We start from the raw sequence: 13023 nt of genomic DNA, 5'->3' as shown, positions 1-13023 counted from the left end.
TTGTATTTAACTGGAGGAGGACGTAATTCAATGGGTATGAAAAAGACAATCAGAGATATTCAATTAAGCGGCCAGCGCGTATTTTGCCGTGTGGATTTCAACGTGCCGATGGAAGATGGACAGGTAACGGACGACACGCGGATCAGAGCGGCTTTGCCGACAATTGAACATATGACGAAAGAAGGGGCAAAAGTCATTTTGGCCAGCCATTTGGGTCGTCCTAAAGGTGAAGTGAAAGAAGATATGCGCTTGACAAACGCGGGCGAAAAATTGTCCGAATTGCTTGGCAAGCCGGTTAAAAAACTGGATTCATCTATCGGCGAAGAAGTGGAGCAGGCAATTGCGGCAATGAAAGACGGCGACGTGATTTTGCTTGAAAACGTCCGCTTTAATCCGGGCGAAGAGACAAATGATGCAGAACTGTCCAAGCAATATGCTTCATTCGCAGATGTTTTCGTCAATGATGCATTTGGAACGGCGCACCGTGCACACGCTTCCACTGCGGGTATTGCTGAGTACATACCGGGCGTTCTTGGCTTCTTATTAGAAAAAGAACTGGATGTCCTCGGGAAAGCATTATCTCATCCTGAACGTCCTTTCACGGCAATTATCGGCGGTGCGAAAGTGAAAGACAAAATTGGCGTCATCGATAATTTATTGGACAAAGTCGACAATTTGCTGATCGGCGGCGGACTTTCGTACACATTTACGCGCGCGCAAGGATACCAAACCGGCGATTCACTAGTGGAAGAAGATAAAGTGGAACTTGCAAAGTCTTTCATCGAAAAGGCTGAGAAAAAATCAGTCAATCTGTACTTGCCTACTGATGCAGTCGTTGCAAATAAGTTTGCGGCTGATGCGGAAACGAAAACCGTTTCAGTAGAAGGCATTACGGAAGGCTGGATGGGTCTGGATATCGGGCCTGAAACAGCAGCGCGTTATAAGGAAGTCATTAAGGATTCCAAGTTTGTTATTTGGAACGGACCGATGGGTGTGTTCGAGATGGCACCTTTCGCGAACGGTACGAAGACAGTGGCAGACGCAATGGCAGAAACAGCTGCCTATACCGTCATCGGCGGGGGAGACTCTGCAGCGGCTGTCGAAAAGTTTGAAGTGGGAGACCAGATGGATCACGTATCCACTGGCGGCGGCGCTTCACTGGAATTCATGGAAGGTAAAGAATTGCCGGGAGTGGCCGTATTACAAGATAGAGAATGAGGAGGAATTCTTTTGCGTAAACGAATAATTGCAGGCAACTGGAAAATGTTCAAACTGTCCGGTGAAGCTGCGGATTTTGCAGAACACATAAAAGAAAAACTCACAGCGTCAGATCGAGTGGAGGCAGTCATCTGCCCGCCTGCGCTGTACATTAATGACTTGCTGCAGCGCTTTGAAACGACTGGGATCAAAGTAGGCGCTCAAACAATGCATGATACGGATGAAGGCGCGTTTACGGGTGAAATCAGCCCGGCGATGCTGGAAAACCTGGGTGTAGACTACGTCATTCTCGGGCATTCTGAACGCCGTCAGTATTTCAATGAAACAGACGATACTGTAAATAAGAAAGTACTGGCCGCATTTAATCACAACCTGGTGCCGATTGTTTGTGTCGGTGAAACATTAGAACAGCGTGAAGCACACGAGACGGTTTCTATCGTGTCCGCACAAGTGAAAAAAGCATTTTCGGGTGTCACTGCTGAGCACGCGAAGCAGGCAGTCATCGCGTACGAGCCTATCTGGGCAATCGGGACAGGCAAGACAGCAACTGCCGATGATGCCAATGAAGTATGTTCGGCGATCCGCCATAAAATCGAAACACTGTATTCGGCAGAAGCGGCAGATGCCATCCGTATTCAGTACGGCGGCAGCGTAAAGCCAGAAAACATTGCAGAATTACTTGCCAAAGACAATATCGACGGCGCATTAGTCGGCGGAGCGAGCCTGGATCCGGACGCATTTGTTCAATTAGTGGAGGCTGGAACTCATGTCGAATAAACCAGTTGCGCTCATTATTCTCGACGGCTTCGGCCTGCGGGATGAAACGTATGGCAACGCGGTGGCGCATGCTAAGATTCCTAACTTTGATTTGCTCTGGGAAAACTATCCTCATGCAACATTAACAGCTTGCGGGGAAGCGGTAGGGTTACCTGAAGGACAAATGGGGAACTCTGAAGTTGGCCACTTGAATATTGGGGCAGGCCGCATCGTCTATCAAAGCCTGACACGAATTGATAAATCGATTCGTGACGGCGAGTTTTTTGAAAATGCTGCGCTGCTTGAGACGATGGAACATGTCAAGACAAAGAAATCTGTCCTTCACGTGATGGGGCTGCTGTCTGACGGCGGCGTACACAGCCACTATGAACATTTATTCGCTTTATTGAAAATGGCGAAGGAACATGGTGTGGAACGTGTCTATTTGCATGCCTTCCTCGACGGCCGCGACGTCGGTCCGACAACTGCTATTCCGTATATTAAACGTACGGAAGATGTAATGAAGGAAATTGGCGTCGGCCAAATCGCCACGGTTTCCGGAAGATACTTTGCGATGGACCGCGATAAGCGCTGGGAACGTGTGCAAAAGACGTATGACGCCATGGTGTACGGAATCGGCCCGCATTGTGCATCAGCAGAAGAAGGAGTCAGAGCTTCTTATGCCGAAGAAATACATGATGAGTTTGTCGAGCCCTTTGTCATACAGCAGGACGGCAAGCCGGTCGCTGCGATTGAAAACGGAGATGCAGTAATCTTCTTCAATTTCCGTCCGGACCGTGCGATTCAATTGTCACGCGCTTTGACACAACCAAGCTTCGACGGCTTTGATACAGGCGTGAAAAAATTTACGGACTTACATTTTGCAGGCTTTACGCATTATAATGATGAAGTAGTTGGTGACATTGTATTCCATAATGTCAATTTGACAAAGACTATCGGCGAAGTGCTCGAAGACCACGGCAAACGCCAGCTGCGGATTGCGGAGACAGAAAAGTATCCGCACGTGACATTCTTCATGAGCGGCGGGCGCGAAGAGAAGTTCGAAGGGGAGACCCGGATTCTCATCAACTCGCCAAAAGTTGCGACGTATGATCTGCAGCCTGAAATGAGTGCCTATGAAGTGACGGACGCACTCGTTGCGGAAATCGAAGCTGAACGGCAGGATGCGATTATTCTGAACTTCGCGAACCCGGACATGGTCGGTCACAGCGGAATGCTCGAACCGACAGTCAAAGCGATAGAAACGGTCGATGAGTGTCTCGGCCGAATCATCGATGCACTGTCTGCGAAAGGCGGATCAGCTATTATTACGGCGGATCACGGCAACGCGGACGAAGTCGTCACCATCGGCGGACAGCCAATGACAGCCCACACGACAAATCCTGTGCCTGTCATCGTTACGGTTCCTGACGCAGTAATGCGCACAGACGGCATACTCGCGGACCTTGCACCTACGATGTTGAAAATGTTAGGAATACCACAACCGGTTGAAATGACCGGCAAACCATTATTCTAAGGAGAGATCTTCATGCCAATCATTACCCACATTCAAGCTAGAGAAGTACTCGATTCACGAGGCAATCCAACTGTAGAGGTAGAAGTATTCACAGAAAGCGGCGCATTTGGACGTGCCATCGTACCATCCGGTGCATCTACTGGTGAGTATGAAGCGGTAGAACTTCGTGACGGTGATCAAAATCGTTACAATGGTAAAGGTGTCTTGAAAGCAGTGGATCACGTCAATGAAGTGATTGCTGACGAACTGGAAGAAAATTATTCAGTGTTAGATCAAGTCGTTATCGACAGAGCATTGATCGAACTGGACGGTACGGATAATAAAGGAAAGCTCGGAGCGAACGCGATTCTTGGTGTATCCATGGCAGTCGCACACGCAGCAGCAGATTATCTTGATGTGCCGCTTTATCAGTACTTGGGCGGATTCAATGCAAAGCAGCTGCCTGTACCGATGATGAACATCCTAAACGGCGGAGAGCACGCGGATAATAACGTCGACATTCAAGAATTCATGATTATGCCGGTAGGTGCAGAATCTTTCCGTCACGCACTTCGCATGGGAACGGAAATTTTCCACAGCCTGAAATCTGTCCTTCATGACAAAGGTTTGAACACAGCAGTCGGAGACGAAGGCGGATTTGCTCCAAACCTTGGCTCGAATGAAGAAGCATTGACAACGATCATTGAAGCGATCGAAAAAGCAGGCTATAAAGCGGGCGAGGATATCTTGCTGGCAATGGACGTTGCTTCTTCCGAGTTTTATGATAAAGACCAAAACAGTTACTACCTTGCAGGCGAAGATGTGCGCAAAACATCTGAAGAAATGGTCGCTTGGTATGAAGAGCTTTGCGAAAAATATCCAATCGTCTCCATTGAAGACGGTCTGGACGAGAACGACTGGGCTGGACATAAGCTGCTGACTGAGCGCATCGGCGACAAAGTTCAATTAGTTGGTGACGATCTGTTCGTAACGAACACAGAGAAATTATCACGCGGAATTGAAGAAGGAATCGGTAACTCCATCCTGATCAAAGTGAACCAAATCGGTACATTAACGGAAACGTTCGATGCGATTGAAATGGCGAAACGCGCTGGCTATACTGCTGTCATCTCACACCGTTCCGGTGAATCAGAAGACGTAACGATTGCAGATATCGCCGTAGCGACGAATGCCGGTCAAATCAAAACAGGCGCACCTTCACGCACAGACCGCGTGGCGAAGTACAATCAATTGCTTCGTATCGAAGATCAGTTATTTGAAACGGCACAGTACCTCGGCAAAGACACATTCTATAATTTGAATAAATAATCGTACAATAGCTGGTGAATCGGCATAATTTGTAACAAAAGGTTGTGCCGGGGCATCAGCTTTGTTAGAATAGAAATGTTGTAACTTGCTATTTTGGAGGTGGAAAAACATGCATGCCGTTTTAACAGCATCGCTTGTAGTCGTAGCTATAGCATTAATTGTAGTTGTATTATTGCAATCCGGTAAGAGTGCGGGACTGTCAGGAGCCATCTCCGGAGGGGCAGAACAACTTTTCGGAAAACAAAAAGCACGCGGATTAGACCTCGTTCTTCAACGAACGACAATCGTCTTATCTGTTTTATTCTTTGTCTTAACCATTGCGATTATGAAAATATAAAATGCAAGCGCCTGACCAAGTTTGAACGGTCAGGCGCTTTTCGTAGAAAGGAACGAAAAACATGCGAATTGCCCAGCCGAAGCCATTTTTCTTTGAACATGGAAAACGTGCGGTATTATTATTGCATGGCTTCACAGGAACATCTGCAGACGTGCGGATGCTTGGCCGCTTCCTTGAAAAACATAATTACACGTCATTGGCACCGCATTACCGAGGTCACGGTGTGCCGCCGGAAGAGCTGATCAAAACGAACCCGGAGCAGTGGTGGGAAGATGTTTTGAGTGCATATAATAAGTTAAAAGAGGCAGGATATGAAGAGATCGCAGTTGCCGGATTGTCACTCGGCGGGGTATTTTCATTGAAGCTGGCATCGGAATTTCCGCTTACAGGCATCGTAACGATGTGTGCTCCGATGACGATGAAAACGACGGATCTTATGTGGCAGGGTGTGTTGAAATATGCGCGCGACTACAAAAAGTTCGCCGGCATGCCAAAAGAACAGATTACAGAAGAAATGAACGATTTGAAAACGAAATCCATGCCGGGGCTCGACGGACTGCAGTCGATGGTCCAGAGCGTGCGGCAAGAAGTCAGCCATATTTATACACCGCTGCTGGTCGTTCAATCACGGCATGATGAAGTAATCGATCCGCAGTCTGCCCAAATCATTTATGATGAAGCGGAATCAACGTACAAAGAACTGCAGTGGTATGAAGAATCCGGACATGTGATTACACTCGGCCCGGAAAAAGCACAGCTTCACGAAAATGTGCTGAAATTCTTAGAATCCCTTGATTGGCAGGAGTGAAAACAGGGGAAGATATAACTGACAGGAAGAATAGGAGGAGATGATTGTTTGGATTCAAAAGAAAATGAATTACAAGAACGGATTTTTTCTTTACTAAAAGAAGAATCCTATAAGCCGTCCACTGTCCACGAGATTCAAGAAGAACTCGGTCTGGAACAGGCGGCAGAATTTAAAGAATTGGTTAAAACGCTCGTACAGCTTGAACAGAACGGAAAAGTCGTTCGCTCACGCAATAATCGCTACGGCAGCCCTGAACAAATGAATTTGCTTCGCGGTAAATTCATCGGGCACGCAAAAGGTTTCGGCTTTGTCGTGCCGGAAGACGTGGAAGGTGACGATGTATTTATCCCGCCGCACGATATTAATGGTGCCATGAACGGCGATATCGTATTTGTCCGTGTATCGGGCAGTTCATTCGGTGACCGCCGCGAAGGTGCTATCACAAAAATTGTCGAACGCAAAACATCGAAAGTAGTCGGAACCTACCAGGCACATGACGGTTTTGGATTTGTTTTGCCGGATGATAAAAAACTGCCGATGGATATTTATATCGAAAAAGGCCATTCACTGGAAGCCGTAGACGGTCAGAAAGTGATCGTTGAAATTACCAACTGGCCAAACGACGAAAAGTCCGCAACAGGCATCGTGACACAAATACTCGGCCACAAAAATGATCCGGGCGTGGACATCTTGTCAATTATTCATAAGCATGGCATTGAAGTTGAATTCCCTGCAGAAGTGATGGAACACGCAAAAAGTGTGCCGACAACAGTCCAGGAAGACGATTTCGCAGGCCGCAGAGATTTGCGCAATGACTTGACGATGACGATTGACGGAGCCGACGCGAAAGACTTGGATGATGCGATTTCAGTATTCACAGAAGAAAACGGATCGTATCGCCTGTTTGTTCATATTTCAGACGTCAGCTACTATGTGACGGAGAACTCTCCGATGGACGCAGAAGCAGCAGACCGCGGCACAAGCGTTTACTTAACGGACCGCGTGATACCTATGCTGCCGCACCGTCTCTCTAACGGAATCTGTTCATTGAATCCGGGAGAAGACCGTTTAACACTGACATGTGAGATGAAAGTTGACCATAACGGAAAAGTGGTCGAACATGAAATTTATCCGAGTGTCATCAACTCGAATTATCGGATGACATACACAGACGTATATGAAATCATCGACAATAAAGATGAAGAGTTATCCGAGAAGTATAAAGAAATCGTTCCAATGCTGAACGATATGGCGAAACTGGCAGCTATACTCCGTCAGAAGCGTCAAGATCGCGGCGCAATCGATTTCGATTTCAAAGAATCGAAAATTTTGGTGGATGAAAAAGGATGGCCGACAGATGTGGTCATTGTGGAACGCACCGTGTCAGAACGCCTAATCGAGGAGTTCATGCTGATTGCCAATGAAACTGTGGCAGAGCACTTCCACTGGCTGCAAGTTCCGTTCCTGTACCGAATTCACGAAGATCCAAAAGAAGAGAAACTGCAGCGCTTCTTTGAGTTCCTGACGAATTTCGGGATCGTTGTCAAAGGATCAGGCAACCAAGTACATCCGCGCGCATTGCAGGAAATCGTAGAATCGATTGAAGGGCTGCCGGAAGAATCTGTCATCTCCACGATGTTATTGCGTTCTATGCAGCAGGCGAAATATTATCAGGAAAGTCTCGGACACTTCGGTTTGTCGACGGAATTCTATACACATTTCACGGCACCGATCAGAAGATATCCGGACTTGATCGTGCATCGTTTAATCCGCACGTATTTATTTGAAAAAGACTTGTCCTCATCTACAATTGGACACTGGACAGCCCGCCTGCCTGAAATTGCGCAGCACACGTCTGACCGCGAACGCCGTGCAGTCGATGCAGAACGTGATACGAATGCATTGAAGAAAGCACAGTTTATGGTGGATAAAGTGGGGGAAGAGTTTGAAGGTGTCGTTTCATCGGTCACGAACTTTGGTATGTTTGTAGAGCTGGAGAATACGATAGAAGGACTTGTGCATGTCCAGAACATGAACGACGACTATTATCGTTTCGACGATCGTCAAATGATGATGATCGGCGAACGCACAGCGAAACAATTCCGTATTGGAGACGAAGTGAAAGTGCGTGTTATTTCGGTGAAGCCGGAAGAGCAGGCAGTAGACTTTGAAATCGTCGGCATGAAAGAGAACTTCAGAGGCTCCCGCAAAGCATCACCAAAAGTCATTCAGTCCGGTGCATCAGGCAAAGGAAGAAGCCAGAGCAGAGGCCAGGGCGGAAAGCCGAGTGCTGGCGGCGGAGCGAAGGGTTCCAGTGACAAGCGCAATAAAAAGTATGAAAAACCAAAGAAAAAGTTTTATGAAGGTATGCCAAAGAAATCTAAAAAACGTCCAAAGAAAAAATAAGGCTGGAGATCATTGCTCCAGTCTTCTGTTGGGGGAGGAAGTTGCATGGCCAAAGGAACCGGTAAAGTACTCGCAATTAATAAAAAGGCGAATCATGATTACGCAATTGAAGAAACGATTGAAGCAGGAATCGTGCTAAAAGGTACAGAAATCAAATCCATCCGCAAAGGCAAAGTCCAGCTGCGTGATGCGTTTGTTTTAATCCGTAATAACGAAGCATGGATTTCCAATATGCACATCAGTCCGTATGAGCAGGGAAACATCCACAACCATGATCCCGTCCGCGTGCGGAAACTGCTGCTGCACAAAAAGCAGATCAAGTCACTCGTTGGGACGATGAAAGAACAAGGGTATTCGATCGTACCGCTGAAGATGTATATAAAGAACGGCTTCGCCAAAGTATTGATTGGTGTAGGTAAAGGGAAGAAGCTCTATGATAAGCGCCAGGACCTGAAAGAAAAAGAGCACAAGCGCGATATGCAGCGGGCATTCAAAGCCAGACAGCAAGATTGATATTTGCACCGATTTATTATATACTATAGTTAGTTTCAAGTACGACCCGCCGTTCTAAGTGAAACGGGCCCGGGTTCCGAACTTTCCTTCGGGGACGTTACGGATTCGACAGGGGTGGTCTGGGCTTGAGCTGCGCGTCGGAGGGATCGTCTCCGTCAGAAACGACAGTTAATAATAACTGGCAAAACAAACAACAACCTAGCATTCGCAGCGTAAGCTGTTGAATCTACCTTCCGTTTCCATCGCTCATGTGGAGGCGTAAGGTTCACTTATAGTGAGCTACGATGACATCTGCATTCTGAGGATGTCATAAGAGATTCCCGGAATAGCGCACAGGACGCCCTGATTGATGGCAGAATGCTTGCGCGAAACCTAAATAATCGATCTACACGCGTAGACGCTGAAGTAGCAGAGCCTTTGGACGTGGGTTCGACTCCCACCGTCTCCATAACCGTTGATTTAACGGTGTTTACAGAGGTGCTGGCATAATATTGGCATAATCAAGATTTGAATTTCAATATCTGCACAGGCTTGAAGTCGTCCTCCATTGTGAGTACGGCTTCTTTTTCTGTTGTCGGATATAGGTGAGAGTACACGTTTAAAGTAGTTGCAGGATCGCTGTGACCCAGGCGGGCAGCTACCACAGATATAATAATCCCCTTGTTAATCAGATAACTGGCGTGCGAATGCCGGAAGTCGTGTATGCGAATGCGCTTCACTCCTGATTCCTCTATATAACGGTCATATCTTCTGTCCAGTGTGGAAGTCGACAAACTATCATGAAACTCCCCGAACACTACATAGGTCATCTTGTCATTCTTTGATTTCAAACCGGATAACAACCGCATAACGTGACCGGGCATCACGATCGTTCGATTGGATGCTTTTGTTTTTGTGGATGTAACCTTTCGGTTGTATTCGGTTTTATTGACCAGGATTGAATTGTTTTCAAAATCTATATCTCCCCAAGTAAGTGCAAGCAACTCCCCTTTCCTCATCCCCGAATAATACAAAGTCATAAATAAAGCATGATAAAGTGGGTCGTTAACAACGGATATAAACTGTTTAAACTCATCAAGTGTCCAGTAGTTGATATGCTTGTCCTCTTCCAATTCTACATTGCCCGCTATGGTCGCGGCGTTGGTCTTTAAGTATTCCTGTTTTACTGCATGTTTTAGTACGGCAGCCAATGTTGTATGGATCTTCTTTACATGGGATGGTTTAAAGTTTCCTATGATGGTGTCCTGATATTTCGTAACATCGCGCGGCCGGATAGATTTAATATCCACATCTCCAAAATGCGGAATCAGATGCGTATTAATGATGCTGCTGATCTTAATGTACGAGGATGCTTTTCTTCGCTTTTCATACCACTGTAAGTATTCCTCCGCTAAAACTTCAAACGTTATATCATCACCCGGCTCAGTATTCTCATACTCATCCAAGTATTTCAATTCTGCGGTTTGAGCTTCTTTTTTTGTCCGGAATCCTCTGCGCTTATATTGTTTGCCGTTAGGGTGCATTCCGTAGAAGAACCATTTTTTCGAGCTGTCATCCTTTTTTACTGCCATCAGAATACCTCCTCAAATATAACTAGAACATTTGTTCTTTTCATGATATAGTAACTATATTAAATAAGTCAAATACATTTATTTTACCTAATTTAAGAAAATTTGAGCTATAATGGAGGTAAGTTCTTCGGCTGACTTTTGTCGGCGAGTAGATGATGAATCTACTCGTCATTACCTACTTCGATCCACTCGTACAAATCTTCAATTTCACAGTGGACGATAGATGATATATTTTTAGCGGTTTCGAGTGACATACGTTGTCTGTTGGTGACATATTTATTCACCTGTTGTTTAGTCACATTCAAACTTTTCGCTAACATAACCTGATCTATACCGGCATCATCCAAGCGTTCTCGAAGTAGGCATCTTCCGACTTTGTAAGCCAACTAGACACCTCACAATATTATAAAGGCGGCGATGTTATGAAAAACAATGCAGTACAAACACTGGTGAGTTTCGTCCAACTTCTGAAAGAACAGAAGTGTAAACCGCCCGGCCAAAATTCAAAAATTAGTCTTGATTCATCCTCTCGTAATACTCCACGGTAAACCTGATGCTTTCTAAAAACTTTTCCCGATCCTCTCCCTGCATGGAGAGGGTTTTTTCTATTAACTCTTTCAAAAAATTCATTTCTTTCAACTCTAATCCATTCGCCATCCGTAACGCGCGTTCAAAGTTATTATCGTCATCCACAACATTCATTTCTGGGAACAGATCATCCACTTTAATATCAAGGGCTTTGGCGATAGCGAATAAAGCATCTTGCTCCGGCGAGATCGTACCGGTTTCATAATTTGATACAGTGTTATTTTTTTTACCTATCAACTCTCCTAATTCGCTTTGCGTTAGTTTCTTCTTTCTTCGGTAATACTTTATTTTACTTCCAACAAACCTCGACAAATCATCTTCCTTCATTAGTGCGGCCTCCTTCCGGGACTTATTATACCATAGTATTATGCAGTTTGAAGATATTTATTCCTTAAAAACGAAACATTTCGTTGACAACTTCGGTAATAACGAATATGATAGATTCATAGCAAATAGACAGGAGGAAAAAAACATGAAGCAATGGAACTTGATTCGCTTGCGTAGCGAAAGAGGTTTGAAGCAGAAAGACATGGCAAAACTGTTGGGAATCACGGGAGAGACATACGGAATGAAGGAACGAGGTCGACATCAGTTCCAGATGGACGAGATGTTTGCTGTTAGTCAATTCTTTAAAATGTCGATTGAAGATATTTTTTTACCTAGAAACTTCGGTATTACCGAGATTAGAGGTGAAGAAGGATGCATTTCAAACTCTATGTTAAAAGAAGAGAATCGCGTGTAAAGCAAAAAGAAATCGCGAGTGTGCTGAATATTAATCACGCCACTTATTCATTAAAAGAAAATGGTAAGTCTGATTTTACTTTAAAAGAAGCTATGAAGTTAGCGGAATACTTCAGTTGTACACTTAATGATTTATTTCAAGAGGAGGAAATCATATGAATCAGCTAATGAAAGCGGAAGTACAAATGACAAGTTTAGACATTGCGGAAATTGTAGGTAAAGAACACAAGAACGTCATGCGCGATATTCGTAATGAAATTGAATCTTTGGGCGAAGAAATCTCACGGCTCATTTTTGAGCAGTCAACTTTTACAAACAGTCGCGGCAAAGAATACCCCTGCTACTTATTCGGCAAAGACGGAGCGATGCAACTAGCTTTGAAATACGATGCCAAAACTAGATACAAGGTTATCAAGCGTATTGAAGAACTTGAAAACAAACAACCGGAATTCAATTTACCGACCAACTTCAAAGAAGCTCTTTTGCAATTAGTAGCAGCAGAAGAAGAAAAAGAGCAGTTGCAGTTAGAAAACAAAATACTCGACCAGCGAGTTAGCGAGATGGAGCCAAAAGTTACTTATGTCGACGAAGTTTTGAAGTCAACCGACTTAATGGTTACTACTCAAATAGCGGATGATTACGGAATGACTGCGCATGCATTCAATAAGCTGCTCAATACTCACGGCATCCAGTACAAGATTAACGGCCAGTGGTTACTCTACGCAAAGCATAAAGGTCAAGGCTACACAAAGTCACACACATCCACTTTCCGAAAGCAAGACGGATCAGAAGGAACGAGGCTCATGACGAAGTGGACGCAAAAAGGAAGGCTGTATATCTACGAACTTCTTAAAGCCAAAAATATCCTTCCAATCATGGAGAAGAAAGGTGAGCAAGCATGAACATTGTAAACGAAACCGTTGATCTAATAAATGTATTGGCTTCGGTTGTGGATGATAGCCAAACGGAGAATTCTGGAGACGGAATAACAGCAATCAATATTGATTCTTTAGGAACAAGAGTGCAACTTGGAACAACTTCATTCTTGGAATCTTTTGCTCCAAAATATTATGACGTAGAAAATAATAACGGCTATGAGTATCCATACACACTTACAAACGAAGTGTATGGCGTTAAGTTTTTCACAATATTTGATGACTCAGAATTAGCGGCAATTGAAAAGACGCACCCAAAACACTACCAGTACATTTCGGAGGTGGCGTCATTATGACGGATTACG

Annotated in this window: 15 protein-coding genes and 1 other RNA gene; 13 read left to right on the top strand and 3 right to left on the bottom strand. The window is 45.1% G+C overall.

Annotated elements, in window-relative coordinates:
* The first annotated feature begins 30 nt into the window (after positions 1–30).
* The 9 genes from pgk (at position 31) to ssrA (ending at position 9334) form a co-directional block, all read left to right on the top strand.
* Complete coding sequence (gene pgk / locus SporoP33_RS04780; protein WP_081242675.1) at positions 31–1218, top strand: phosphoglycerate kinase; 1188 nt, start codon at positions 31–33, stop codon at positions 1216–1218.
* A 12-nt stretch (positions 1219–1230) separates the two neighbouring features.
* On the top strand, positions 1231–1995 hold the full coding sequence (gene tpiA, locus SporoP33_RS04775) for a triose-phosphate isomerase (RefSeq protein ID WP_081242674.1): 765 nt from the start codon (positions 1231–1233) through the stop codon (positions 1993–1995).
* A complete protein-coding gene (gene gpmI, locus SporoP33_RS04770) occupies positions 1985–3511 on the top strand; it encodes a 2,3-bisphosphoglycerate-independent phosphoglycerate mutase (protein ID WP_081242673.1) in 1527 nt (508 codons plus the stop codon). Before tpiA ends, gpmI begins: the two co-directional genes overlap by 11 nt.
* A 12-nt stretch (positions 3512–3523) precedes the next feature.
* On the top strand, positions 3524–4819 hold the full coding sequence (gene eno, locus SporoP33_RS04765; protein ID WP_081242672.1) for a phosphopyruvate hydratase: 1296 nt from the start codon (positions 3524–3526) through the stop codon (positions 4817–4819).
* A gap of 109 nt (positions 4820–4928) precedes the next feature.
* Positions 4929–5156 (top strand): preprotein translocase subunit SecG, encoded by a 228-nt coding sequence (gene secG, locus SporoP33_RS04760; RefSeq protein WP_009498255.1) that lies wholly within the window; start codon positions 4929–4931, stop codon positions 5154–5156.
* Between the two features lie 61 nt (positions 5157–5217).
* On the top strand, positions 5218–5964 hold the full coding sequence (locus SporoP33_RS04755) for an alpha/beta hydrolase (RefSeq protein WP_081242671.1): 747 nt from the start codon (positions 5218–5220) through the stop codon (positions 5962–5964).
* 48 nt (positions 5965–6012) lie between these two features.
* A complete protein-coding gene (gene rnr, locus SporoP33_RS04750) occupies positions 6013–8370 on the top strand; it encodes a ribonuclease R (protein ID WP_081242670.1) in 2358 nt (785 codons plus the stop codon).
* Positions 8371–8415: 45 nt separating this feature from the next.
* Positions 8416–8883, top strand: a complete 468-nt coding sequence (gene smpB / locus SporoP33_RS04745) for an SsrA-binding protein SmpB (protein WP_081242669.1) — start codon at positions 8416–8418, stop codon at positions 8881–8883.
* A 90-nt stretch (positions 8884–8973) separates the two neighbouring features.
* Positions 8974–9334, top strand: a transfer-messenger RNA (tmRNA) gene (gene ssrA, locus SporoP33_RS04740).
* Between the two features lie 49 nt (positions 9335–9383).
* On the opposite strand, the gene SporoP33_RS04735 is transcribed toward ssrA, so the two are convergent.
* From SporoP33_RS04735 to SporoP33_RS04725, 3 genes are all read right to left on the bottom strand, one after another.
* Entirely contained in the window at positions 9384–10454 is a 1071-nt protein-coding gene (locus tag SporoP33_RS04735) for a tyrosine-type recombinase/integrase (protein ID WP_081242668.1), read from the bottom strand.
* Positions 10455–10615: 161 nt separating this feature from the next.
* Positions 10616–10774, bottom strand: a complete 159-nt coding sequence (locus SporoP33_RS04730) for a helix-turn-helix transcriptional regulator (RefSeq protein WP_231293331.1) — start codon at positions 10772–10774, stop codon at positions 10616–10618.
* Positions 10775–10964: 190 nt separating this feature from the next.
* On the bottom strand, positions 10965–11369 hold the full coding sequence (locus SporoP33_RS04725) for a helix-turn-helix domain-containing protein (RefSeq protein WP_081242666.1): 405 nt from the start codon (positions 11367–11369) through the stop codon (positions 10965–10967).
* A gap of 145 nt (positions 11370–11514) precedes the next feature.
* Between SporoP33_RS04725 and SporoP33_RS04720 the strand changes: the two genes are divergently transcribed.
* The 4 genes from SporoP33_RS04720 to SporoP33_RS04705 are packed head-to-tail and all read left to right on the top strand — an operon-like array spanning position 11515 to position 13014.
* Positions 11515–11784: a helix-turn-helix transcriptional regulator gene (locus SporoP33_RS04720; protein ID WP_081242665.1), complete on the top strand. Its 270-nt coding sequence runs from the start codon at positions 11515–11517 to the stop codon at positions 11782–11784.
* Positions 11742–11942: a helix-turn-helix transcriptional regulator gene (locus tag SporoP33_RS04715; RefSeq protein WP_081242664.1), complete on the top strand. Its 201-nt coding sequence runs from the start codon at positions 11742–11744 to the stop codon at positions 11940–11942. The genes SporoP33_RS04720 and SporoP33_RS04715 overlap by 43 nt, the downstream gene beginning before the upstream one ends.
* Positions 11939–12685 carry a phage antirepressor KilAC domain-containing protein gene (locus SporoP33_RS04710; RefSeq protein WP_081242663.1) on the top strand — a complete coding sequence of 249 codons (747 nt, stop codon included), beginning with the start codon at positions 11939–11941 and terminating at the stop codon, positions 12683–12685. Before SporoP33_RS04715 ends, SporoP33_RS04710 begins: the two co-directional genes overlap by 4 nt.
* On the top strand, positions 12682–13014 hold the full coding sequence (locus tag SporoP33_RS04705; RefSeq protein WP_081242662.1) for a hypothetical protein: 333 nt from the start codon (positions 12682–12684) through the stop codon (positions 13012–13014). Before SporoP33_RS04710 ends, SporoP33_RS04705 begins: the two co-directional genes overlap by 4 nt.
* Positions 13015–13023 lie beyond the last annotated feature (9 nt).

Origin of the sequence: Sporosarcina sp. P33, assembly GCF_002077155.1 — a bacterium.
Lineage (GTDB): Bacteria > Bacillota > Bacilli > Bacillales_A > Planococcaceae > Sporosarcina.
This window is presented reverse-complemented; position numbering and strand designations above follow the sequence as displayed.

Bases quoted from the DNA above. Each gene is read 5' to 3' on its own strand.
- pgk (WP_081242675.1), top strand. From the start codon at position 31: ATGGGTATGAAAAAGACAATCAGAGATATTCAATTAAGCGGCCAGCGC.
- gpmI (WP_081242673.1), top strand. From the start codon at position 1,985: ATGTCGAATAAACCAGTTGCGCTCATTATTCTCGACGGCTTCGGCCTG.
- eno (WP_081242672.1), top strand. From the start codon at position 3,524: ATGCCAATCATTACCCACATTCAAGCTAGAGAAGTACTCGATTCACGA.
- secG (WP_009498255.1), top strand. From the start codon at position 4,929: ATGCATGCCGTTTTAACAGCATCGCTTGTAGTCGTAGCTATAGCATTA.
- SporoP33_RS04755 (WP_081242671.1), top strand. From the start codon at position 5,218: ATGCGAATTGCCCAGCCGAAGCCATTTTTCTTTGAACATGGAAAACGT.
- smpB (WP_081242669.1), top strand. From the start codon at position 8,416: ATGGCCAAAGGAACCGGTAAAGTACTCGCAATTAATAAAAAGGCGAAT.
- SporoP33_RS04735 (WP_081242668.1), bottom strand. From the start codon at position 10,454: ATGGCAGTAAAAAAGGATGACAGCTCGAAAAAATGGTTCTTCTACGGA.
- SporoP33_RS04730 (WP_231293331.1), bottom strand. From the start codon at position 10,774: ATGTTAGCGAAAAGTTTGAATGTGACTAAACAACAGGTGAATAAATAT.
- SporoP33_RS04725 (WP_081242666.1), bottom strand. From the start codon at position 11,369: ATGAAGGAAGATGATTTGTCGAGGTTTGTTGGAAGTAAAATAAAGTAT.
- SporoP33_RS04720 (WP_081242665.1), top strand. From the start codon at position 11,515: ATGAAGCAATGGAACTTGATTCGCTTGCGTAGCGAAAGAGGTTTGAAG.
- SporoP33_RS04715 (WP_081242664.1), top strand. From the start codon at position 11,742: ATGCATTTCAAACTCTATGTTAAAAGAAGAGAATCGCGTGTAAAGCAA.
- SporoP33_RS04710 (WP_081242663.1), top strand. From the start codon at position 11,939: ATGAATCAGCTAATGAAAGCGGAAGTACAAATGACAAGTTTAGACATT.
- SporoP33_RS04705 (WP_081242662.1), top strand. From the start codon at position 12,682: ATGAACATTGTAAACGAAACCGTTGATCTAATAAATGTATTGGCTTCG.